The 22,765-nt window shown below is 66.3% G+C and carries 22 protein-coding genes; 9 read left to right on the forward strand and 13 right to left on the reverse strand.

From position 1 onward, the window contains the following. Positions 1-1,522 (reverse strand): heavy metal translocating P-type ATPase (locus AC1DW0_RS19460; RefSeq protein ID WP_477947460.1); only part of this gene is annotated, 1,522 nt, incomplete at its 3' end. A 109-nt stretch (positions 1,523-1,631) separates the two neighbouring features. Here AC1DW0_RS19460 and AC1DW0_RS19465 point away from each other — a divergent pair. Then, on the forward strand, positions 1,632-2,084 hold the full coding sequence (locus AC1DW0_RS19465) for a cupin domain-containing protein (protein ID WP_477947462.1): 453 nt from the start codon (positions 1,632-1,634) through the stop codon (positions 2,082-2,084). A 3-nt stretch (positions 2,085-2,087) separates the two neighbouring features. Here the strand turns inward: AC1DW0_RS19465 and AC1DW0_RS19470 are convergent, their stop codons facing one another. Continuing rightward, positions 2,088-2,825, reverse strand: coding sequence for a glutathione S-transferase family protein (locus AC1DW0_RS19470; protein ID WP_477947464.1), 738 nt, complete (start codon positions 2,823-2,825; stop codon positions 2,088-2,090). A 103-nt stretch (positions 2,826-2,928) separates the two neighbouring features. Between AC1DW0_RS19470 and AC1DW0_RS19475 the strand changes: the two genes are divergently transcribed. After that, on the forward strand, positions 2,929-4,143 hold the full coding sequence (locus AC1DW0_RS19475; RefSeq protein WP_477947466.1) for a polyhydroxyalkanoate depolymerase: 1,215 nt from the start codon (positions 2,929-2,931) through the stop codon (positions 4,141-4,143). A 43-nt stretch (positions 4,144-4,186) separates the two neighbouring features. Here the strand turns inward: AC1DW0_RS19475 and AC1DW0_RS19480 are convergent, their stop codons facing one another. Together AC1DW0_RS19480 and xseA are read right to left on the reverse strand one after the other, a co-directional pair. Further along, entirely contained in the window at positions 4,187-4,774 is a 588-nt protein-coding gene (locus AC1DW0_RS19480; protein WP_477947468.1) for a superoxide dismutase, read from the reverse strand. 57 nt (positions 4,775-4,831) lie between these two features. Further along, a complete protein-coding gene (gene xseA, locus AC1DW0_RS19485; RefSeq protein ID WP_477947470.1) occupies positions 4,832-6,133 on the reverse strand; it encodes an exodeoxyribonuclease VII large subunit in 1,302 nt (433 codons plus the stop codon). A gap of 371 nt (positions 6,134-6,504) precedes the next feature. Here xseA and AC1DW0_RS19490 point away from each other — a divergent pair, with 371 nt between their 5' ends. The 7 genes from AC1DW0_RS19490 (at position 6,505) to AC1DW0_RS19520 (ending at position 11,281) form a co-directional block, all read left to right on the forward strand. Beyond that, the gene (locus AC1DW0_RS19490; RefSeq protein ID WP_477947472.1) at positions 6,505-7,122 is read left to right on the forward strand and encodes a MotA/TolQ/ExbB proton channel family protein; all 618 of its coding nucleotides are present in this window, start codon (positions 6,505-6,507) and stop codon (positions 7,120-7,122) included. 16 nt (positions 7,123-7,138) lie between these two features. Continuing rightward, positions 7,139-7,555: an ExbD/TolR family protein gene (locus AC1DW0_RS19495; RefSeq protein WP_477947474.1), complete on the forward strand. Its 417-nt coding sequence runs from the start codon at positions 7,139-7,141 to the stop codon at positions 7,553-7,555. Continuing rightward, positions 7,521-8,564 (forward strand): tetraacyldisaccharide 4'-kinase, encoded by a 1,044-nt coding sequence (gene lpxK / locus AC1DW0_RS19500; protein ID WP_477947476.1) that lies wholly within the window; start codon positions 7,521-7,523, stop codon positions 8,562-8,564. The genes AC1DW0_RS19495 and lpxK overlap by 35 nt, the downstream gene beginning before the upstream one ends. Further along, entirely contained in the window at positions 8,564-8,779 is a 216-nt protein-coding gene (locus AC1DW0_RS19505) for a Trm112 family protein (protein ID WP_056197799.1), read from the forward strand. The genes lpxK and AC1DW0_RS19505 overlap by 1 nt, the downstream gene beginning before the upstream one ends. 145 nt (positions 8,780-8,924) lie before the next feature. Next, complete coding sequence (gene kdsB, locus AC1DW0_RS19510; protein ID WP_457324281.1) at positions 8,925-9,662, forward strand: 3-deoxy-manno-octulosonate cytidylyltransferase; 738 nt, start codon at positions 8,925-8,927, stop codon at positions 9,660-9,662. Between the two features lie 99 nt (positions 9,663-9,761). Next, the gene (adk, locus tag AC1DW0_RS19515; protein ID WP_477947478.1) at positions 9,762-10,415 is read left to right on the forward strand and encodes an adenylate kinase; all 654 of its coding nucleotides are present in this window, start codon (positions 9,762-9,764) and stop codon (positions 10,413-10,415) included. Between the two features lie 107 nt (positions 10,416-10,522). Further along, positions 10,523-11,281, forward strand: a complete 759-nt coding sequence (locus tag AC1DW0_RS19520; RefSeq protein ID WP_056197804.1) for a 3-hydroxyacyl-CoA dehydrogenase — start codon at positions 10,523-10,525, stop codon at positions 11,279-11,281. Positions 11,282-11,571: 290 nt separating this feature from the next. On the opposite strand, the gene AC1DW0_RS19525 is transcribed toward AC1DW0_RS19520, so the two are convergent. The 9 genes from AC1DW0_RS19525 to AC1DW0_RS19565 all read right to left on the reverse strand — a co-directional run bounded on the left by AC1DW0_RS19525 (position 11,572) and on the right by AC1DW0_RS19565 (position 22,755). Continuing rightward, positions 11,572-12,831: a hypothetical protein gene (locus AC1DW0_RS19525; protein ID WP_477947480.1), complete on the reverse strand. Its 1,260-nt coding sequence runs from the start codon at positions 12,829-12,831 to the stop codon at positions 11,572-11,574. Between the two features lie 81 nt (positions 12,832-12,912). Then, positions 12,913-13,353, reverse strand: coding sequence for an ExbD/TolR family protein (locus tag AC1DW0_RS19530; RefSeq protein WP_200955287.1), 441 nt, complete (start codon positions 13,351-13,353; stop codon positions 12,913-12,915). Positions 13,354-13,368: 15 nt separating this feature from the next. Continuing rightward, positions 13,369-13,794 carry an ExbD/TolR family protein gene (locus AC1DW0_RS19535; protein WP_056197810.1) on the reverse strand — a complete coding sequence of 142 codons (426 nt, stop codon included), beginning with the start codon at positions 13,792-13,794 and terminating at the stop codon, positions 13,369-13,371. A gap of 38 nt (positions 13,795-13,832) precedes the next feature. Continuing rightward, on the reverse strand, positions 13,833-14,657 hold the full coding sequence (locus tag AC1DW0_RS19540; protein ID WP_056197812.1) for a MotA/TolQ/ExbB proton channel family protein: 825 nt from the start codon (positions 14,655-14,657) through the stop codon (positions 13,833-13,835). A gap of 79 nt (positions 14,658-14,736) precedes the next feature. Then, a complete protein-coding gene (locus AC1DW0_RS19545) occupies positions 14,737-15,378 on the reverse strand; it encodes a hypothetical protein (RefSeq protein WP_056197813.1) in 642 nt (213 codons plus the stop codon). A gap of 425 nt (positions 15,379-15,803) precedes the next feature. After that, complete coding sequence (locus AC1DW0_RS19550; RefSeq protein ID WP_457394580.1) at positions 15,804-16,505, reverse strand: 2OG-Fe(II) oxygenase; 702 nt, start codon at positions 16,503-16,505, stop codon at positions 15,804-15,806. Between the two features lie 67 nt (positions 16,506-16,572). Next, positions 16,573-19,251 (reverse strand): TonB-dependent receptor, encoded by a 2,679-nt coding sequence (locus tag AC1DW0_RS19555; RefSeq protein ID WP_457349908.1) that lies wholly within the window; start codon positions 19,249-19,251, stop codon positions 16,573-16,575. Positions 19,252-19,475: 224 nt separating this feature from the next. Continuing rightward, positions 19,476-21,323: an ABC transporter ATP-binding protein gene (locus AC1DW0_RS19560; protein WP_477947483.1), complete on the reverse strand. Its 1,848-nt coding sequence runs from the start codon at positions 21,321-21,323 to the stop codon at positions 19,476-19,478. Beyond that, positions 21,316-22,755 (reverse strand): ABC transporter permease, encoded by a 1,440-nt coding sequence (locus AC1DW0_RS19565; protein WP_477947485.1) that lies wholly within the window; start codon positions 22,753-22,755, stop codon positions 21,316-21,318. The genes AC1DW0_RS19560 and AC1DW0_RS19565 overlap by 8 nt, the downstream gene beginning before the upstream one ends. Positions 22,756-22,765: the final 10 nt, after the last annotated feature.

Below are 22,765 nucleotides of genomic sequence, written 5' to 3' on the forward strand. Positions count from 1 at the left end.
CGTCCGCCCAGCTGCCGGCACTTCCGTCGGCCAGTGCCTGCGCCACCGGGTGGCGCGACAGCCCGGCCAGGCTGCGGGCGACGTTCAGCAGCGCGTCGGCATCGGCGCCCTGGGCCCAGTGGCGACGCAGCTGCAGCCGGTCCTCGCTGAGCGTGCCGGTCTTGTCGAAGACGACGGTGTCGATGGCGCACAGCCGTTCCAGCGCCGCCAGGTCCGTCAGCAGCAACCCGCGCCGAGCAAGCGCGCCGCTGGCCGCGAGCCAGGCCGCAGGCGCGGCCAGCGTCAGCGCGCAGGGGCAGGTGACGATCAGCACGGCCACTGCGACCGCGACGGCGCGCGAAGGATCCAGCCACCACCAACCGACGCCCGCCACCAGCGCCAGCAGCAGCACGACCGCCGTGAAGCCCGCAGCGACACGGTCCAGCACGCCGTTGACAAAAGGCCGCTGGCTCTGGGCCTGCTGCATCAATCGCACGATGCCCTGCGCCGTCGTGTCTGCACCCACGCGCTGCACGCTGACGGTGAAAGAGCCGTCCATATTGATACTGCCCGCCACGACCGCATCGCCCGCCGTCTTGGCGACCGGCGCGGATTCGCCCGTCAGCAGGGCCTCGTTGGCCCAGCCCTGGCCGGACAGCACACGGCCGTCGGCCGCGAAGGCCTCGCCGGCCGCGACGCGGATGCGGTCGCCCACGTGCAGGGCCTCGGGCGCGACGCGTTCACTGCTGCCGTCCTCGCGCAGCCGCTCGGCCGCCGTTGGCAACGCACCGGCGACCGCTTCCAGCGCATCCGCCGCACGATGCCGCGCCCCCAGTTCGAACCAGCGCGCCAGCAGCAGCAGCGCGACGAACATCGTCAGCGAATCGAAGTAGACCTCGTAGCCCAAAGGCCCGCCGGGGTCGAACAAGGCGCCGGTGCTGGCCACGAAGGTGACGGCGATGCCCAGCGCCACCGGCACATCCATGCCCAGCCGCCCTGCCCTGAGCTGTCGCCAGGCGCCAACCATGAAGAGGGCGGCCGAAAAGGCCATGACGGGCAGCGTCAGCACCCAGCTGGCCCAGCGCAGCAGACGGTCCAGGTCGGCGCTGAGCTCACCCGGGGCGGCGACATAGGCCGGCGTCGCCATCATCATGACCTGCATCATCAGGAAGGCGGCGACAAAGAGCCGCCACAGGGCCTGGCGCCTTTCCTGCCTGCGCAGCTCGCGCGCCGGCGCTGCGACGTCGGGCGTGGCCCGGTAGCCCGCCACCTGCAGCGCGGCCAGCACGTCGGCGAGCGTGAGCTGTGAAGGCAACCACTGCAAGGCCAGCCGCGCCGACGCCGGATTGACGCTGGCACCGCGCACGCCCGGCAGTTTCAGCAGCGCCGCTTCGATCAATCCCGAGCAGGCCGCGCAATGCATGCCTGCCACCTGGAACTGTGACAGCGCCACACCGCCCCGGCCATCGGGCCAGGTCGTGAAGGGGGCGAGGAGGCGGGCGTCGGCATCAGCCGCACACAAGCCGGGAGGGGGTGCACTCACGCCGCCAATCTAGACGGCACGCCCCGCCGCCCCCATGACCTGGGTCAAGCTTTTGCGGGAACACATATTGCGTGTGCTCCAGCGCCTGCAGCATTTCAGGAGGTCACTCATGTCGGATCTGTCGATACCCGTGGACGCCGCCAACGACGCGTCCGCCACACAGTTCTCCCATGTCAAGCCCGGAGACACGCCCTGGCGCCCCGACGGCCTGAGAGATTTCTTCCTCTACCGCGACCTGGGCGTGGCCGAGGCCACGGCGGGCAAGGTCATCGCGCACCTTGTGAAGGCGAACATGGCCCCTGAAAAGGGCACGGGATGGCACCGCCATGAGGCGGAGTTCCAGATCGTGCTGATGACCAAGGGCTGGGCCAAGTTCATGTACGGCGACCAGGTGACGCTGGTCGAGGCCGGCGACTGCGTGCACCAGCGCCCCGGCATCGTGCATTACCTGTTCGACTACTCGCCGGACATGGAATACCTGGAGATCGTGTCGCCGGCCGACTTCAAGACGGTGGACATGCCGGCACCCTGCGAGGTGCCGATCCCGGCGCCCTGGGCGTGAAGCTCAAAAATCCATGTCGAGCTGCTCGATCTCGTCGGGCTCCTCGCGCGCCGCTGCGGTCCATTCCTTCAGCTCCGGCATCGCGCTGATGGCCTTGCAATAGGCCATGCAGGCGGGATTCAACGGCACGTCATAGGTCATGAAGCGCGTGACGACCGGCGCAAAGAAGGCGTCGGCCGCGCTGCGCTTGGCACCAAACAGATAGGGGCCGCCGTAGCGCGCCAGGCAGTCGGTCCAGATTTCGGTGATGCGCTCGATGTCGGGCTTGGCCCCGGCCCAGATCTTGTGGCGCGGAAAGTGGCCCTTGAGGTTCATGGGCAGCGACGCGCGCAAATTGGCAAAGCCGGAGTTCATCTCGCCGCAGATGGCCCGCGCATGGGCCCGCGCGACGCGGTCCGCGGGCCACAGGCCGGCTTTGGGAAAAAGCTCGTTCAGATACTCGGCAATGGCCATGTTGTTCCAGACCGTCACGCCGTCATGCCGCAGGCAGGGCACGCGGATGGAGGGCGCAAGCAGCAGCAGTTCCTTGCGCGCATCCTCGTCGTCGGGCGAGACCATGATCTCATCGAAGGCCAGGCCGGCGAAGCGCGTCAGCAGCCAGCCGCGCAGCGACCACGAGGAGTAGTTCTTGCTGCTCAGCGTGAGCGTGGCCGCGGGTGTCGCGGCCTTGGATTTGCGCGCCGGTGCTGGAGCGGTTTTCGCCGCCTTGGCGGCGGGGCGGGTCGGCGTGGCAACGGGCATGGCGTCTCCTTCTCGGTCTGGGCACTCCATCGACGCAAGGCCCATGCCATGCTGGCGCGCTCCTTGCGTCGCTCCTGGCATCACCGGCCTTGCAGGAGCAACCATGTACCCCGCCTACCAGGCCCATACCGATCTGCTGTGGCCTCTGCGCATGGCCACGCGCATGTCGCTTCCCTTCCTGCAGCAGCCCGGCATTGCTGACGCCAGCTGGCTGCCTGCGCGTCAGTGGTCGGCGGCAGGCAAGGTCTTCGAGCTGGCCCAGATCACCCACACCCGCCCGCCCTGGCGCATTGGTGAGATCGTCAGCGGCGACGAGCGCTGGCCTGTCACCGAAGAAACCACGCTGACCACGCCCTTTGCGACGCTGCTGCGCTTTCGCAAGGAAGGCGCGCCGGAGCAACCCAAGGTGATGGTGGTGGCGCCGATGTCGGGCCACTTCGCCACGCTGCTGCGCGAGACGGTGCGCACGCTACTGCAGGACCATGATGTCTACATCACCGATTGGCACAACGTGCGCGACGTGCCGCTGGCGGCCGGCCGCTTCGGGCTGGACGAATACACCGGCCACCTGATCGACTTCCTGGCCGCCATCGGCCCGCAGGCCCACGTGGTGGCCGTCTGCCAGCCCTGCGTCAGCGCGCTCGCCGCCGTGGCGCTGATGGCCGAGGACGACCACCCAGCCACGCCGGCCAGCCTGACGCTGATGGCCGGCCCCATCGATTGCCGCGTCAGCCCCACCGCCGTCAACGAACTCGCCACCAGCAAGCCCATCTCGTGGTTCAAGAAGAACCTGATCAGCCATGTGCCCTGGCAGCACGCGGGTGCGGGGCGGCGCGTCTACCCGGGCTTCGTGCAGCTGTCGGCCTTCATGAGCATGAACAAGGACAGGCACACCAACGCCTTCAAGGACTACTACAAGCACCTCGTCGCCGACGAGTTCGACAAGGCCGAGGTCACGCGCGTGTTCTACGAGGAATACCTTGCGGTGGCCGACCTCGCGGCCGACTTCTACCTGGAGACGGTGGAGCACGTCTTCCAGACCTACGACCTGCCGCGCGGCGAGATGTTCTTCAGGGGCCGCCGTGTAAACCCGGCGGCCATCCGCCGCACCGCGTTGCTGACCGTGGAGGGTGAGCGCGACGACATCTGCGCTGTCGGCCAGACGCTGGCCGCCCAGGACCTCGCCAGCAGCCTGCGGGCCTATATGCGCACCCACTACATCCAGCCCAACGTCGGCCACTACGGCGTGTTCAGCGGGCGGCGCTGGCAGCACCAGGTCTACCCGCTGGTGCGGCATGTGATCCAAGTTTCCCAATGACAAAGGCCGGCATCAGCCGGCCTTTGCATCGGAGCAAAACCGATCAGGCGAAGTTGCTTTCAGCGAATTGCCAGTTCACAAGGTTGCTCAGGAAGGCCTCGACGAACTTGGGGCGCAGGTTGCGGTAGTCGATGTAGTAGGCGTGTTCCCACACGTCGACGGTCAGCAGCGCCTTGTCAGCACCGGTCAGCGGCGTGCCGGCGGCGCCGGTGTTGACGATGTCGACAGAGCCATCGGCCTTCTTGACCAGCCAGGTCCAGCCCGAGCCGAAGTTGCCGACGGCGCTCTTGACGAAGGCTTCCTTGAAGGCGGCATAGCTGCCCCACTTGGCGTTGATGGCGTCGGCCAGCGCACCGCTGGGCTCGCCGCCGCCTTGCGGCTTCATGCAGTTCCAGAAGAAGGTGTGGTTCCAGATCTGGGCGGCGTTGTTGTAGATCGGGCCCGGATTCGGCGCCTTCTTGATGATCTCTTCCAGCGTCAGGGCTTCGTACTCGGTACCCTTTTGCAGGTTGTTGAGGTTCACGACGTAAGCGTTGTGGTGCTTGCCGTGGTGGAACTCCAGCGTTTCCTTGCTGTAGTGCGGGGCCAGCGAGTCGATCGGGTAAGGCAGCGGGGGCAGCGTGTGTTCCATCGTGGAGTCCTCAGGTGTTGGGGGGAAGGGAAACGCAAAGATTGTAGGGAGAGCCAATCACCCCTGCGGCGAAGGCTGTACCCCCAGAACGCGCAAGTCGAGGCTGCCGTCGGCCAGCACCGCACGCACCTCGGCGCCGGGCAGCAAGGCATGCACGGACGTCACCGCGCCGCCGGCGCCGTCGTCCAGCCAGGCGTAGCCGCGCGCCAGCACATGCTGCGGGTCCAGGGCCTGCAGGCGGGCCTGCAGCGCGTCCAGCCGAGTGTGCTGACGCGCCAGGATCTCGTGGTGCGCGCGTTCATGGCGCTGCTCCAGGTGGGTCAGCCGCTGGCCCTGCAGTTCAACGCGCCGCCGCGGCGCCGCGCTGGCACGCTGGGCGAGCAGTTCCAGCAGGCGGCGCTGGCGGGTCAGTACATCACTGGGGCGGGACAGGCGCAGCGCGAGGCGATCCAGGCGCTGAGCCAGGGTTTGCAGGCGGTGGTCGATGCGCAGGGTGAGGCTGCGCTCCAGCGCACCGAGGTGCTGCAGCAGGCTGGCGCGCGACGGCGCCGCCAGCTCGGCGGCGGCCGTGGGCGTGGGCGCGCGCAGGTCTGCGGCCAGGTCGCACAGTGTCACGTCGGTCTCGTGGCCGACGCCGCAGACGATGGGCAGGGCCGAATTGGCCACCGCGCGGACGACGCGTTCGTCATTGAAGGCCCACAGGTCCTCCAGCGAGCCGCCGCCGCGCACCAGCAGCAGCACGTCGACCTCGGCCCGCTCGTTGGCGCGCCTCAGCGCTTCGACCAGCGCCGGCGGCGCTTCGGCGCCCTGCACCGGACTCGGGTAGACCAGCACCTCGACCTGGGGCGCTCGCCGCGCCAGCGCCGTCAGCACATCGTGCAGGGCGGCACCGGCCGCCGACGTGATGACGCCGATGCGGCGGGGGTGGGTGGGCAGCGCGCGCTTGGTGTCGGCATCGAACAGGCCCTCGGCCGTCAGCCGCGCCCGCAGCGCGAGGAACTGCTCGTACAGCGTGCCGGCACCCGCACGGCGCATGGCCTCGACGACGAACTGCAGCTCGCCGCGCGGCTCGTAGACGGCGACGCGGCCGCGCACCTCGACCAGCACGCCTTCGGCCGGCGCAAAGTCCAGCATGGCGGCGGCGCGGCGGAACATCGCGCAGCGCAGGCTGGCGGCCTGGCCGTCGGCGTCCTTCAGTCCGAAATAGCAGTGGCCGCTGGCGGCGCGCGTGAAGCCAGTGATCTCGCCGCCAACGGCGACGACCGAGAAGCGCTCAGCCAGGCTCTGGCTCACCGCCTCCAGCAAACCAGCCACGCCCCAGACACGACGATTTGAAGCGGCTTCGCGGGGCTCAATCACGCGCAAACCCAATGCCGGCGCGGGCCGGGAAGTCCACAGCCGCGCCAATACTGGGCTGGCGGGCAATTTCGGCTCATTTCGCCCGTCACAGAGCTGTCATGAGCACATAAGGCCTTGTTTTTCAATTCGAATTCCACTGCTCAAACTTGAGGCAACTTGTCCAAGGCCTTGATTTGACGGCCTCTGCAGGCCAGCGCCGCTGCGTTGCCCACAAAGTTATCCACAGTAACGGTGGATTGTGAGAACGCTTTCGCAGTGGCGGAGATCGGCCGAGGCGCGCAAGGCTGGGGCCATAATCCCGCGCACTCATCCGGCCGTCAGCGGCCGTTTTTGTGACCGGCCTGCTGGCCTTTTCATCGACGGGGACGCCCTTGTTTTCGATCATACAAGCCGCCGGTTGGCCGATCTGGCCCTTGCTCCTGTGCTCCGTGGTGGCCCTGGCCCTGATCATCGAAAGGCTGTCCAGCCTGCGCGCCAGCCGCATCCTGCCGCCGCGGCTGCTGGAGGACGTCATGAACGTCAGCGCCCAGCAACTGCCCGCGCCGGACATGATCGACCGCCTGGCCGAAAACTCGCTGCTCGGCGAAGTGCTGGCTTCCGGCCTGCGCGCTGTGACTGCCGAGCCGCAGATGCCCGAGGGCAAGCTGCGCCTGGTGTTCGAATTTGCTGGCCGACGCGCCGTGCACCAACTCGAGCGCTACATGAACACACTGGGCACCATCGCCACGGCCGCGCCGCTGCTGGGCCTGATGGGCACCGTGGTCGGCATGATCGAGATCTTTGGCAGCCAGACACCCGGCGGCGGGAACCCCGCACAGCTGGCCCACGGCATCTCCATCGCGCTCTACAACACCGCCTTCGGCCTGATGATCGCCATCCCCTCGCTGATGTTCTACCGCTACTTCCGCGGCCGCATCGAGGAGTACGTGCTCGAACTCGAAGCAGCGGCCGACCGCATGCTGGGCCAGCTGCGCCGGTACACAGCCTGAACGCGCCGAGAACGCCATGCGCTTTCGCTCCCCACACCGCGAGCCGCCGGAGATCAACCTGATCCCCTTCATCGACGTGCTGTTGGTGATCCTGATCTTCCTGATGCTGTCAACGACGTACTCCAAGTTCACCGAGCTGCAGATCACCCTGCCCTCGGCCGACGCGGAGAAGTTGAAGGACAGGCCGCAGGAGGTCATCGTCGGCATCGCCGCCGACGGCCGCTTCGTCATCAACCGCCAGCCGGTGGAAGGCCGCTCGGTGGACCTCCTGATCGCCGCGCTGCGCCAGGCCTCCGGCGGCAACGCCGACGCGTCGCTGATCATCTCGGCCGACGCAGCTACGCCTCACCAGGCCGTCATCAACGTGATGGACGCCGCGCGCCGCGTCGGTCTGACGCGTGTCACCTTCGCCGCGCAGACCGACGCTCGCTGATCGGCTCCAGCAGCAGTGGCTGAGCGGCGGTGCGCTGTCGGTCGCGCTGCTGCCGCTGAGCTGGCTCTACCGCGCGCTGCTGGCGCTGCGCCGTCTCGCTTACCGCATGGGGCTCAAGCGCGTCCAAACACTGCCCGTGCCCGTCATCGTCGTCGGCAATTGGATCGTCGGTGGTGCCGGCAAGACGCCGACGACGCTGGCCTTGCTGGAGATGTTGCGCACGCACGGCCTGCGTGCCGGCGTTGTGTCGCGTGGCTATGGCCGCGAGGGCGACGGCGCGCGTCTCGTCACTCGTGTGTCGACGGCGCGCGAAGTCGGCGACGAGCCCCTGCTCATCCATCTGCGCAGCGGTGTGCCGGTGGCGGTCGGCCGGGATCGCGTTGCTGCCGCGCGCGCGCTGCTGGCGGCCGAACCGGGGCTGCAGCTGTTGGTCAGCGACGACGGCCTGCAGCACTGGCGGCTGCCTCGGGACCTGAGCCTGCTGGTGTTCGATGAGCGCGGCCTGGGCAATGGCCRCCTGCTGCCGGCAGGCCCCCTGCGTCAGCCGCCCGCCGCGCTGGCGGCCAACGAGCTTGTCGTCTACAACGCGCCGCGGCCGAGCACCGCTTTGCCCGGCTTCGTCGCCGAGCGCCGCCTGGCTGGCGCGGTGACGCTGGCCGACTGGTGGGCCGGCAAACCGGCGCAGATGGACACGCTGCTGGCCTTGCGCGAGCGGCCGGGGCTGCTTGCCGTTGCCGGCGTGGCAAGGCCGCAGCGCTTCTTCGACATGCTGGCGGCGCTTGGATTGCGCTTTGACAGCCTGGCCCTGCCCGACCACGCCGACTTCGCGAGCCTGCCTTGGCCGCCCGACGCGGCCGCCGTCCTGCTGACCGAGAAAGACGCCGTGAAGCTGCCGCCCGAGCGCGTCGGCACCCTGCCCGTCTGGGTCGTGGCGCTAGACTTCTCGCCCGGTGCCGGCTTCGAGGCCGCGCTGGACACCCAACTGCAAAAACTCTTCGCTCTCGCCTGATGGATCAACGCCTCATCGAAATGCTGGTCTGCCCCCTGTGCAAGGGGCCGCTGACGCTGCTGCGTGAAGGTGCCGGACTGGAATTGCCGGCCCTGGCCTGCCGCGCCGACCGCCTGGCCTTCCCCGTTCGCGACGGCATTCCTCTGATGCTGGAGAGCGAGGCCAAGGCCTGGGACCCGGACGCCCCCGCGCCACCGGTCGTGCTGGCACCGTGAGCGCCGCGCCGGGCCGCCCCAAGCAAGCTCACTCCCGCTTGGCGGGAGTGAGCCCGGACATGGGATGCCCTGTGGGCATCCCATGCCTGGCGAACGCCTGGCCGCGCTGTCGGCCAGGCAAGGCCGCAGGCCGAAGGGTGCACCAATGAGCTTCACCGTCATCATCCCCGCGCGCCTGGCATCGACGCGGCTGCCGAACAAGCCGCTGGCCGACATCGCCGGCCTGCCGATGATCGTGCGCGTGGCGCGCCGCGCGGCCGAGTCCGGTGCCAGCCAGATCGTCGTGGCGACCGATGCGCCCGAAGTCGCGGCCGCCTGCGCCACCCACGGTGTGCGCGCGCTGATGACGCGAGCCGACCATCCGTCCGGTAGTGACCGTCTCGCCGAAGCCGTCGAGCAGCTCGGGCTGGCTGACGACGCCGTTGTCGTCAACGTGCAAGGTGACGAACCGCTGATCGCACCGGCCATGATCGACGCCTGCGCACTGATGCTGGCCGCCCAGGCCGACTGCGTGATGGCCACCGTCGCGCATGCGCTGACCGATCCTTCTGAGTTCGCGAACCCGAATGTCGTCAAGCTGGTCACCGACAAGGCCGGCCGTGCGCTGTATTTCTCACGCGCGCCCATCGCCTGGTGGCGCGACGGCGGCGGCCAGCCCAACGGCGCGCTGCGCCATGTCGGCCTGTATGCCTACCGCGCCGGCTTCCTGCGTCGCTTCCCCACGCTGGCCGTCAGCCCCCTGGAGCAGATTGAGTCGCTGGAGCAGTTGCGCGTGCTCTGGCACGGCGAGCGCATCGCCGTGCATGTGAGCGACGAGCGGCCCGGACCAGGCGTGGACACACCCGAGGATCTGGAGCGCGTGAGGCGTCTCATCGAGGGTTGACGCGGGTCTGCGGCGTCAGGCTCAGATAAGGCCGCATGCGATACTTGACCGCTGATTTATGCAGGACTTTTTCACAGTCCTGACGAGACGAGGAGACCCATGCGATTGATCCTTCTGGGCGCGCCAGGCGCCGGCAAAGGCACCCAAGCTGCCTTCATCTGCAAGCAATTCGGCATTCCGCAGATCTCCACCGGTGACATGCTGCGCGCCGCTATCAAGGYCGGCACACAAATGGGCCTGGCCGCCAAGGCCGTCATGGATTCGGGCGCCCTCGTCAGCGACGACATCATCATCGGCCTCGTCAAGGAACGCATTGCCCAGGACGACTGCGCCAAGGGTTTCCTGTTCGACGGCTTCCCGCGCACCATCCCGCAAGCCGACGCGATGAAGGCCGCCGGCGTCAAGCTGGACTACGTGCTCGAGATCGACGTGCCCTTCGACGCCATCATCGAACGCATGAGCGGCCGCCGCGTGCATGTGGCCTCAGGCCGCACCTACCACGTCAAGTTCAACCCACCCAAGGTCGAGGGCAAGGACGACGAGACCGGCGAGCCGCTGGTCCAGCGGGAGGACGACAAGGAAGAGACGGTCAAGAAGCGCCTGGATGTCTATTCGGCCCAGACCCGGCCTCTGGTCGACTACTACTCGCAGTGGGCCGCCACGGGCGATGCCAATGCACCCAAGTACCGCCGCATCGAAGGCGTCGGTTCGGTCGACGACATCATGAAGAAGGCCCTGGCCGCGCTGGCCTGAGCGTTCTCACCCCAAGAACAAGCCGCGGCGCGCATGCCCCGCGGCTTTTTTGTCGTCCACAATTGACGTTTACGTCAACCGTTCCCCATACCCAGGAGATCCTCATCATGGAAATTGCAGGCAAGGTGTTCATCGTCACCGGCGGCGCCTCGGGCCTCGGTGAAGGCACGGCCCGCATGCTGGCGGCCCACGGCGCCAAGGTCGTCATCGCCGATCTGCAGGCCGAACGTGGCCAGGCCGTGGCCGCCGAGCTCGGTGGCCTCTTCGTCAAATGCGACGTCAGCCAGGAGGCCGATGGCCAGGCTGCCGTCGCTGCAGCCACGGGCCTGGGCAAGCTGGTCGGCCTCGTCAACTGCGCCGGCATCGCGCCGGCCATCAAGACAGTCGGCAAGGATGGCGCCCACCCGCTGGCGGCCTTCAGCAAGACCATCACGGTCAACCTGATCGGCAGCTTCAACATGATCCGCCTGGCCGCCGAGGCCATGGCCAGGAACGAGCCGGAACCGACTGGAGAGCGCGGCGTGCTGATCTCGACGGCGTCGGTCGCGGCCTATGACGGCCAGATCGGCCAGGCGGCCTATTCGGCGTCCAAGGGCGGTGTGGTCGGCATGACGCTGCCCATCGCCCGCGACCTGGCTCGCAACGGCATCCGCAACATGACCATCGCCCCAGGTATTTTCGGCACGCCGATGCTGTTCGGCATGCCCCAGGAGGTGCAGGACGCGCTGGCCGCGAGCGTCCCCTTCCCGAGCCGCCTGGGCAAGCCCGAGGACTACGCCAAACTCGTGCACCAGATCGTCACCAACGACATGCTGAACGGCGAGGTCATCCGCCTGGACGGCGCGATCCGCCTGGCACCGAAATAACGCCCCTCGTCCGGTCTCGCCCTGCTGTACGCGGGCGCGCCCAGCTGGGTTCCCCGAGGGGACGGCGATGCTTGCGGCATCGAGCCGCAAGCATCGCCAAGCGGGCCGGCTCGATGAACTGGAGTCGGACACAAGCAGTCCCTGCGGACTGCTTGTGCCTACGGAAGGCCATGGGCCTCTGGCCCATGGCAGGCCCAGCGCTCGGCCCGGAATACCAGTATCGAACGGGCAGCGAAATGAAAAAGGGCCTGGTTCGCACCAGGCCCTTTTCATTTAGAGATCCCCAACGATCAGCGCTTGGCTGAACGCGACTGGATGACCCACAGGCGCGCCAGGTCAGCGGCGCCTTCATTGCCCTTGACCGATTTCCAGGCCGCCTGTGCCTTGGCGCTTTCGCCAGCCAGCTGGTGGGCCAGGCCGAGGTAGAGCTTGGCGTCTTCGGGGCGCTTCAGATCGCCCTTGGCGATGCCTTGCTCGATCTGCTCGATGCCCTTCTTGGCGTTGCCGCCAAAGGCATTGGCCAGCCCCAGCTTGACGAACTCGTTGCCGTCCTTGGCATCCGCGGCAGCCTTCTCGTTGGCCGCTGCAGCGGCCTTGGCTTCGCCAATTTTCTTGACCATCAGGTCGGCCAGGCGCTTGTGGCGGGCGCCTTCGGCCCCCTGACCCAGCACGCCCGCGGCCATGCCCTTGTCAACGACCTGCTTGCCCTCTTCCGGATAGCCGGCCTGAGCGGCCAGCTGGGCCATCTCCATGTAGTCTTCGGCACCGCGCGACATGTTGCCCGTGACCAGGCGCAGGCGATAAAGATCCAGCGCGTAGCGGCTGCTGTCGAAGCTCTTCTTCTGCGGCAGGCCGCCCAGGATCTGGGCCCACAGTTTGGGATCCGGATAGAAGTTCAGCAGCTTCTCAGTCGCCACGGATTCCGCGTTGCCGTCGCCCTTCTTCTGGGCCGCGAACAGCAGCAGGTTGAGCTTGTCCTTGGGTAGCGCACGGCCCGCACGCTCGTCGGCAGCGATTTCGTCCAGCGTGTCCTTGATGGTCGATGTCATGTCGCCGGACAGGAACTGTGCGTTCTGCTGCACCTGCTTCATGGTCGGGCTGTTGCCGCCTTCCTTGAAGTAGCGCTGCGCCCAGGTCAGGGCCTTGCCGTTGTCGCGGTTGCGCAGATAGGTGCCAGCGATGGCCTCCATGTACTGCAGCTGCTGGGCCTGGCCCAGCTTGCCCGCGCCTTTGAGCACGTCAAAGGAGCGCGCCATCGTGTCGGGATCGTTGGCGCCCATCGCGGCGGAGAAACGCACACCTTCGATGGCGTTGGTTTCGCCGGCGGTGCGTCCACCCACGGCTTCGGCATCGCGCAGCTTGCCTAGCGCTTCCTTGTACTTGCCGGCCTTGACCAACTTGCTGGCCTCGGTCAGCGGCGTGCCGACTTCCTTGCGCACGCTGTCCTGGGCGGCCGCCTGGCTGAAGCCGAACTCCGCGCCGGGCGCGCCGTTCAGGGTCAGGGCCAGGGCGCCAACGGCGACGGCCACCATGGTTTTCAGAGTCTTCAACTTGCTCTCCTGCAAAGCAAAAACGCGCCGCCCTTTCGGGCAGCGCGCATCACAGTATCGTGGTCAGCGGTCCCGCAGACGTCACTTGACGAATTGCTCGTTACCAACCATGCCCATCTTCTTGACGCTGTTACGCTGGGCCGAGGCCATTACCGCCGCAACGACGCCGTAGTCCACCAGCTTGTTCGGCTTGATATGGATTTCAGGCTGATCGCTGATCGGCATCGCGCCGATTTCCTGCATCTTGGCGTCGACTGCGTCCTTGCTGTTCGCCAGCGCAGCTTCATCCCAGTAGACAGTGCCGTCGAAGTCGATCATGACGGTGTGCACGACCGGGTCTTGCTGAGGCGGCGTCGTGCTCGGCGGTGGCATGTCCAGGTTGACCGTATGCAGCTGGATGGGGATGGTGATGATGAGCATCACCAGCAGCACCAGCATCACGTCAATCAGCGGCGTCGTGTTGACGTCCATCATGACTTCGGGGTCACCATCTCCCGACGAACTTCCGACATTCATTCCCATGTTTGACTCCTGGGATCAGTTGCGAGCCGGCGGCTCGGTGACGAAGTTGACCTTCATGATGCCGGCACGCTGGCTGGCGAAGATCACGCGACCGACCGACTCGTAGCGCGCCTTGTCGTCGCCGCGAATATGGACCTCGGGCTGCGGGTTCTTGACCGACTCCTTGCCGAGGCGCTTGACCAGCTCCTCCATGTCGGGAATCAGCTTGGTACCCCAGTAGACGTCACCGTCCTTGCTGACCGAGATTTCGATGTTTTCCGGTTTGGTGACGCGAATCTGGTTGGTCTCCTTGGGGAGATTCACCGCGATCGACTGCGTCACCACCGGCACGGTGATGAGGAAGATGATCAACAGCACCAACATCACGTCCACGAGGGGCGTGGTGTTGATGGTCGAGACCACCTCGTCATCGCCGGAAGAGGATCCGACGTTCATGCCCATGGCATTGGCTCCTTTACGAGCGGCTGCTCAGGGATGAATTAGCGCTTGGCGACCGAGCGGTTGCCCATCAGCACGCCGTGCAGATCGCCGGCGAAGGAACGAACCTGGCTCATGACACCCTTGTTGCGGTTCACCAGCCAGTTGTAGCCCAGCACGGCCGGAACGGCGACGACCAGACCGATAGCGGTCATGATCAGCGCGGCGCCCACGGGGCCGGCGACCTTGTCGATGGAAGCCTGGCCAGCCAGACCGATGGCGGTCAGCGCGTTCAGGATGCCCCACACCGTACCGAACAGGCCGATGAAGGGAGCGGTCGAGCCGACGGTCGCCAGGAAGCCCAGGCCGGCGGAGATCTTGGTGTTGACGTCGGCAACGGCGCGGTCGACGTTCATCGTCACCCAGCTGCTGTGGTCGATGTTCTCGGTCAGGGCGCCCTCATGGTGCTCCGAAGCCTCGATGGCGGTGGTGGCGATGTAGCGGAAGGCGCTTTCTTCCTTCAGGCTGCGGATGCCATCGGCCAGGCTGGCCTTCTTGAAGAAGGTGGCGCGGACTTCCTTGGCTTCGGAGGACAGCTTGCTCGTGTCCCACAGGCGCACGACCAGGATGTACCAGGAACCCATGGACATCATGGCCAGGATGAACAGCACGACCTGGTCGACAACGTTGCCATGGGCAACGATGTTGGCCAGACCATAGGGGTTGTCTTGCGGCTTGGAGGCGGCAGCAGCCGGAGCGGCGGCGGCGTCAACCACGGCGGCCGAGGCGGCGTCGGCCGGCTTCTGATCTTGCGCGTGGGCAGGCGAAACGGCCAGGGTCGCGACCATGGCGATGGCGGCAAGGAAGCCGGTGATGCGAGAAATCATGGAGTCAACTCCTAGGAAAAATTCTGTTTTGATGCGGTTCTGAAAGCGCCGGTCTGGCGCCGGGTTCTAAGCAGGTCTCTTAGTCGATCTTGAACTGGAACTCCTGCTCGAACACGTGATCGCCCGGGCATTCGTAGGTATCACGCAGAGTAGCTTCGATGGCCTGGATCAGGGCGCGCTGCGCCTTGCGATCCACGCCACCACGCTGCGAGGTGATTTCAACGGCTGTGACACGGCCTGCCTTCACGGTGGCGATAGCCTTGTACAGAGCTTCGCCGCTCCAGTTGACCGACGGCATTTCAGGCTTGCCCATCTTGGTGCAGACCATGGCCGCCTTGACGGGGCCTGTGCGAGCAGGCGGAGGCGGTGCAGCGACCACCGGCGGCGGTGCCGGGCGAATGTCGGCGGCTGGCGGTTGAACCTGCGTGGAAACGATGGCCGGGGCCGGCGGCGCGGGTGCGGTCACCTGGAACTCGGGCGGCGGCACGAAAGGCGGAGGCGGCGCCTTGAGATCCGGCGGCGGAGGCACCACCTTCTCTGGCGGCGGCGGCGGTTTGACCTTCTCTTCGATCACCTTGACGTCGATGGGACCGGTGACCTTCTTGACGATATCGCGAGCCAGACCGCTGGCCAGCGCGTAGATGGCCACGACGTGGATCAGGACGACGATGCCGAAGCCCGTGAACCGGGATGCGCCCTGCTTCTCCTGCGCAAAATTCATGCGCGCTCCTTCTTGCAACTACAAATCACAGTCAATGACTCTTCTCGGACAAGCGGCCACCGCCACGGCGAAAGTTGCGCTCCTGCCGTGAACTGGTTCCCGAAGGGCGTGGATTCTAAATCGCGGAAGCAACGATTCCGCCTCGTCGAAAACACGCAGTGCCGCCGGTGTGTAAAGCCTCTTTACACCTGTTCAAGGCAAAAAAAACGCCCGGTGGCAGTAGAGCCGTCGGGCACGCGTTTCATCGCCACGAACCAGGCGCAGCGAGAGACTACACCACCGGCCAAATCTGGCCATGCCGGCATCTTAGCCGTCGCTTTTGTCACGACTTCCTGGGGCTAACCCGGGCAAGCGAAACAGCGCGATTACATGCATCTGGACACAAAAGGCGGACAAAGCCGGAGGGTTCAGGCGAGGCCACCCTTTCAAGCAGCAATCAACCACCCGGTGATGGCGTTGCGTTGGCCCTGGGCAAACGGCGGCACATAGGAGACGAAGTGGGTTTGCGGCACTGCAAACAGCGAGAGTGAATTGAAATGCGGGAAGAAGCTGTCGCTGACGGTGCCGTCGCGCTCGCTGAAGTTCAGCAGACCGCCCCAGTCCGGTCGCCATTGCCGCGTCAGGTTGATGACATAGGCCAGGCGTCGGTCTTCGATGTCAACGTGATCGTCGTGGGCGAGCAGGAAGCTCCCCGGGGCATACATCGTCGCCTGGGCGTACACGCGGTTGACCTCCCGCACGCCGGTGATGTCGCGCATCACGTTCAGAAAGTTCTCATCGGCCATCCAGCGTATGAAACGTGCCAGTAGCCCGGTTTCGCCGCGATTCATTGCATCCGCGAGGGATTCAGTAAAAAAGGAGAACTGAAATTGGCGGCGAGCGACTTCCATGATGCCGTTGCTCAGATGGCTTCGCTGGTTTTCACCGAGCCCGCGCAGTTGCTCGCCCGTCAGCCGACGGTCGCCCTCAGCGTCGCGATAGCACAAGCTCCAGTCGATAGCTTCGACGGCGCGAGCCAAGGCATCGGCGACATCCGGTTTGAAGAAATCGCGGATCAGTAGGCGGCGGTCACGGCCGAACTGCGCAGTGAGCTGGTTCAGGTCGAGAGCCGGATTGATGTAGTCCATGGAAAGGTTGAACGTCAACAAAAAAGCAGGCCCGAAGGCCTGCTGGATTCTGTTCGATCGATGCGGATCAGAACTTGTAGTTGGCGCGCACGTAGAAGCTGCGGCCCTTGACGTCGGCGTAGGTCGGGTCGAAACCGACCTGGAAATAGTCTTCCTGGACCGTCGTCGGCGGCTTTTTGTCGAGCAGGTTCAAGACGCCGGCTGTAAGGACCAGGTTCTTCACGCCCTTGTATTGGCCCTGCAGGCTCCACAGGTCGTACTTGGGCACGTGACGCACCTCGTCGTAGTCGCGATAGCCGCTTTGACGGAAGTAGCGAACGCCGCCTGCCCAGGCGTCGGTGTCCCAGTCGAGGCTGACGTTTTGCTTGACTCGCACCACCGGGCCACCCCGCAGGTACTTGCCCAAGGTGTCTTCAACATCACCCGTCACGACATTGGTTTCGCTACTCTTGGTGACGATAGTCGCTTCCCAGCTCGGTGTGAGGCTGCCCATCGCGGTGCGAATGCGGTACTTGGCCGAGAGGTCGAAGCCCGAGACCTTGGCCTGGCCGACGTTCTCCAGCGAAGCCTCGACGTGGTCGAGATAGCCCTGGGCGTTCTTGACCAAACGGCTGGAGTAGACCGAGGTGCTGGTCGTAGCGCCGGTCTGGTGGGAGAACCAGTCCTTCAGGATGTCGTCGCCGCTGAGTGCCTTGATGCCGTCCGTGATCTTGATGTCGAAGTAACCCACTTCCATCGACAGATCCTTGATCGGCTCAAAGACCATGCCGATCGTGGCGGTCTTGGACTTCTCAGGCTTGAGGTTGCGGTTGCTGTTGTTGATCACCGTCAGCTGCGTGTCGCAGTAGTTGGGATCGGGGAACTGCGCGCAGCCCTTGAGGGTGTTGTAGTACGGATCGGTGAAATTGCCGCCCGTGTTGGTGCCGGCCGAAGGTGCATACAGGTTGTCCAGCGCGGGAGCGCGGAAGCCCTTGCCCACCGAGGCACGCACCAGCAGTTCCTTCATCGGCGTCCAGCGCAGGCTGAACTTGGGGCTGGTGGACGACAGATTGGGCGAGCTGAAGGAACCATCACGCGACTCACCCTTGGCGCCGCTGTAGCGGTCGCCACGAACGGCAGCATTCAGTTCCAAGTTCTTGATGACCGGCAGGTTCAGCTCGGCGTAGATGCCCGTGGTCTTGCGTTCGCCACGCACCTTACCGGCGTTGCCCGAACCACCCACGATGTCGCCGGAGCCGGCGATTTCGGAGTAGCCGTCCAGATACTCTTCCTTGCGGATGTCCAGACCCGCGGCGATGGCGGCGTTACCGCCGGCCATCGCGAACAGTTCGCGCGTTGCGGACAGGTCGAAGGCATTCAACGTCGTCTTGGAGGCGCGGTTGTTGCCGTGCAGTTCGGCTTCCTTCAGCAAGGCCAAACCGACCGCGTCGTTCGGGCCAAAGGGATTCACGTTGCCGGTTTTGAGCACGCGCACCAGTTGCGTGTCAGAGAAATTCCCAGTCAGGAAGTCTTCGCTGGCCTTGGAAGTGGCCTTCATCAGTCCGACCTTGTAATCCCAGCCTGCGAGCTGGCCCTCAGCACCCACGAGGGCGCGGGTCATGCTGTTGGTCACGCTGGTCAGGCGCTGGCCGCCGTCCACCATGCGCCAGGCGATGACGAGGTCACCGCGATAGCCCTTGCTGCTGGACGCGTCCACGGCAGCAGTGGGGTAGTACTTGCCGCCAGCCGGGTACAGGTAGTCATCGCGGCCCGTGGTGCTCGAAGGCGTTTGCGACGAGCCCAGAATGATCTCGTTCTTGGAGTAGGACAGCTCGGCGAACAGCTGGTGATCGGAACTCAGCTCGGCCGTGCCGCGCACCAGACCGCCGATGCGTGTGGATGCGGGGACGATGTCGATCTTGCTGGTGTAGTCGTAGCGGCAGTTGGCGCCGCCCGGGAAGCTGTCCGGCAGCACACAGGTCGGGAACTTGGCGACACCGGGGATGTAGGCACCCGTCGTGGCGTTGTAGGCGTTGGCCGGGAAGGTGTTGCCCGAAGACTTGACAACGCCGATGTCCGGACGATTGCCGGTCGCGGCGAAATCGCGGTCCGCCGCGCGGATCACGTCGTATTCCTGGAAGCTGAAGGTGCCCAGGATGTTGAACTTGTCCTTGGCCAGGTCGCCAAAGCCGATGCCACCCTGTGCCGAGGCGATCTTGCCGCCGATGCCCTGGGGTTGCTCGTAGCCGGCCGTCACTTCACCGCCGCGGAAATCCTTGCGGGTGATGAAGTTGATGACGCCGCCGATGGCGTCGGAGCCATAGGTCGACGAGGCGCCGTCGCGCAGGATTTCGATGCGCTCGATGGCGGCCAGGGGGATGGCGTTCAGGTCAACGCCGGCGCCGGCGAAAGGGTAGATTGCCAGGCGGCGGCCATTCAGCAGCACCAGGGTGCGCTCGCGGCCCAGGCCGCGCAGCGAGGCGCCGGTCTGGCCGGTGGCGGCGGAGTCGCCGATGGACTCACCGAGGGAGCGGCCACCGCCGTTGTTCGAGCTGAGGCGGTCGACCAGTTCCTGGACATTCGAGGCGCCGGACTTGTCGATGGATTCGCGCGTGACGATGGTCAGCGGCACAGCCGTTTCAGCGTCGATGCGCTTGATGCTGGAGCCAGTGATCTCGATGCGTTCCAGCTTTTGTGCGTCCTGAGCCAGCGCGCTCGTTGCGGCCAGGGCCAGGACGGCGCTGGTGATGATGGATTTTTTGAACATTGACACTCCTGAATGGATGGATGCCCGCCTTTGTGGTGAGGCGGTGCTGGCCCTGGGTAGGGCCGATCCTTGGCCTGAGCGATCAGCTCAGATTTGGGGTGCCGGAAGTTTGTGCGGTCGCAGCATCGCCCCCCTCCCCGTACATGCACCTAGGACCGCGCCAATCGGCGGTAAGCCATTGATACGAAACGGTTTCTCGGAGTTACGAGGCCTAGTGTCAAACCCTAGCCGTTGTCTACGCGCGACGTGATCGAGACCAACCGGGGCACCGCCTTCAGTAAAACTTGCGTAAAGCTTGCAGTTGGCTGTCTGAGTACTTCATCACACCTTCCGCGCTCGACGATGCGGCCCGCCTGCATCACGGCGACCTCATCAGCGATGTACTCGACCACGCCAATGTTGTGCGTGATGAAGAGATAGGCCAGGCCCTGCTCGCGCTGCAGTTCGCGCAGCAGGTTGAGGATCTGGGCCTGCACGGAGACGTCCAGCGCCGACGTCGGCTCGTCGCAGACGATCAGCCTGGGCTCGACCGCCAGCGCGCGGGCGATGGCGATGCGCTGCCGCTGGCCGCCGGAGAACTCGTGGGGCCAGCGCTGCAGGGCGTCGCGGCGCAGGCCGACCTGGTCGACCAGGGTGTGCAGGCGCTCGCGGCGGGCGGTAGCGTCGAGGTCGGGGCGCAGCGCGATCAAGCCCTCCTCCAGCACGTCGGCGACGCGCATGCGCGGGTTCAGCGACGCGAACGGGTCCTGGAAGATGATCTGGATGTGGCGCCGCGCCTGCTGCAGCGCCGGACCGGCCAGCCTGAACAGGTCCTGGCCTTCGAAGAGAGCCTGGCCGCTGATGCTGGCCTGTCGGCGCAGCAGTTGCACGATGGCCTTGCCCGAGGTCGTCTTGCCGCAACCGGATTCGCCGACCAGGGCCAGCGTGCGGCCGGCATGCAGCTGGAAGCTGATGCCGTCCACCGCGTCGAAATGACGCGGGCCGCGGTGAAAGAGCGGCGCCTTCAGCGCGAAGCGCACGCGCAGGTCGCGCACGTCGAGCAGCGGCTCGCCCTGCCCCGGCGCCGCTGCCATCAACACCCTGGCGACCGCAGGCTCTCGCGGCAAGGCCTCGCCCGGCTGGCTGTAGAGCAGGCAGCGCACCTGGTGCTGCGGGCCTTCCTCGGTCAGCGCCGGTGCCGTGGTTGCGCAGTGGCTCATGGCCTTGTCGCAACGCGGCGCAAAGCGGCAACCGGCGAATGCCGTCCACAGCGGCGGCACCATGCCGGCGATGGCCGCCAGCGGCTCGCCGCGCCGGGCAGCACCGGGCAAAGCCTGCAGCAGCAACCGGGCATAGGGGTGCTTGGGCGCCGCGAAGAACTCGGCGGCCGGCGCCACCTCGATGATCTGGCCCGCATACATGAGCGCCACTCGGTGGGCCATGCCGCTGACGACGGCCAGGTCATGGGTGATCAGCAGCACGCCGAGCTGGCGCTCGCGCTGCAGGTCGCGGATCAAATCGAGGATCTGCGCCTGGATGGTCACGTCCAGCGCCGTCGTCGGCTCGTCGGCGATCAGGTACTCCGGCTCGGCCGCCAGCGCGATGGCGATCATCACGCGCTGCTTCTGGCCGCCCGACAGGCGGAACGGGTAGTCGTCGATGCGGCGCTGCGGCTCGGGAATGCCGACCCGGGCCAGCCAGTCGATGGCCTTGGCACGCGCCGCGGTGCCGCGCAGCGGCGTATGGGCTTCGATAGCCTCGACGATCTGGTCACCCACGCGCATGACCGGGTTCAGGCTGGTCGAGGGTTCCTGGAAGATCATCGACACCCGGCCGCCGCGCACCTCGCGCATGCGGCTCTCGGGCAGCGCCAGCAGGTCCTGCCCGTCCAGGCGCACGGCACCACCGGCGATGCGGCCGTTCTCGGGCAGCAGGCGCATCAACGCCAGCGCCGTCATGCTCTTGCCGCAGCCGCTCTCGCCGACCAGCGCAAAGGTCTCGCCGCGGGTCAGCGCGAGATGCAGGCCGTCGATGGCACGCACGAGGCCCGCGTCGGCATCCAGTTGAACCCGCAGGTCGTCGATCTCAAGCATCGGCGACCCCCTTGCGCTGGAAGACACGCGGCCGGGTGGAGCGGGCCTTGGGATCGAAAGCGTCGCGCACGCCATCGGCAAACAGATTGGCCGCCAACACCAGGCCAACCATGAAACCGAAGGCCGCCGCGAAACTCCACCAGACCACCGGGTCGCGCGACATCTCGGCGCGGGCCAGGTTGATCATGCTGCCGAAGCTGTTCATGACCGGGTCGACGCCGACGCCGACATAGGTCAGCACGGCTTCGTACAGGATGAGTTCGGAGAAGCTCAGCACGACCGTGATCAGGACCAGGTGCATGACGTTGGGCACGATGTGGCGGGCCATGATCGCCAAGTCGCCGACGCCAAAGGCCGTCGCCGCCTGCACGTAGTCAAGCTCGCGCAGCTTCAAGGTCTCGGCGCGCACAAGGCGGCACAGGCCGGCCCAGCCGGTCAGGCCGAGGATGAGGCAGAGCATCAGCATCTTCACATCCGACCGTTCGGCGGCCGTCTCGAAGAGCTCGGGGTTCTTGTCCAGGAAGACCTGCACCATCAGCACGCAGGCGGCGATCAGCAGCACATTGGGCACCGAGCTCAGCATGGTGTAGAGGTACTGGATGGCCTCGTCGACCCAGCCCTTGTAGTAGCCGGCCAGCACGCCGAGCAGCAGCGCGATGGGCAGTGTGGCCAGCGTAGCCAGCGCGCCAATGACGAAGGCGGTGCGCACACTCTTGAGGGCTTGCACGAGCACGTCGTTGCCGGTGCGGTCGGTGCCGAAGACGTGGTAGTGCGGCATCAGCGCGATGACGGGCCCGGCCAGCAGCGCGATGACGGCCAGCATGATCAGCATGGCGCGCAGCGGGTAGTAGGTGCGGTCGGCAGCAAGATCGGCCAGCCCGTGGCGCCAGCCACCGTGATGACGGGCCAGGGCCGCGGCGGTCAGCGCGACCATCACCCCGACGGCCAGCAGGCCGCCCGCCAGGCCCAGGGCAGCGCGCGCAACGACGTCGGCCGACCATTGCGTCGCCGGGTCGGTCAGGTGCGCGCCACCGAACTGCAGGCGCGGGTAGTCGCGGCTCACTTGGCCGTGGGCGTCGGAGACGCTTTCCTTGTTGAAGCCACGCGTGCCCAGCGGCAATGAGTAGCTGACCTCACGCATGCCGATCTGGCGCTGCAGGACCAGGTCGAGCAGCGACAGCGTGCGCGTGTCGTAGACGGCGGCCTCACCTTGGCCCGACAGCAGCGCATGTCGAAGGTGGATGCTGTCGGCCAGAGTGAGGAGCAGGAAGAGTGCCATGACAACGCCGGCACACGCGGCGACCGGATCACGCAGCACGCGCCGCCACGTCGCACGCAGATTGGCTTGGCGCCTCACTCGCAACGCGTAAGCGACGACGGCCGCTGCCACCAGCCACAGCGCGATGTCGGTCCAGAGCAGCACCAGTTTCATGTCCGCGCGG

It is taken from the genome of Roseateles sp. P4_D2, from assembly GCF_056401875.1.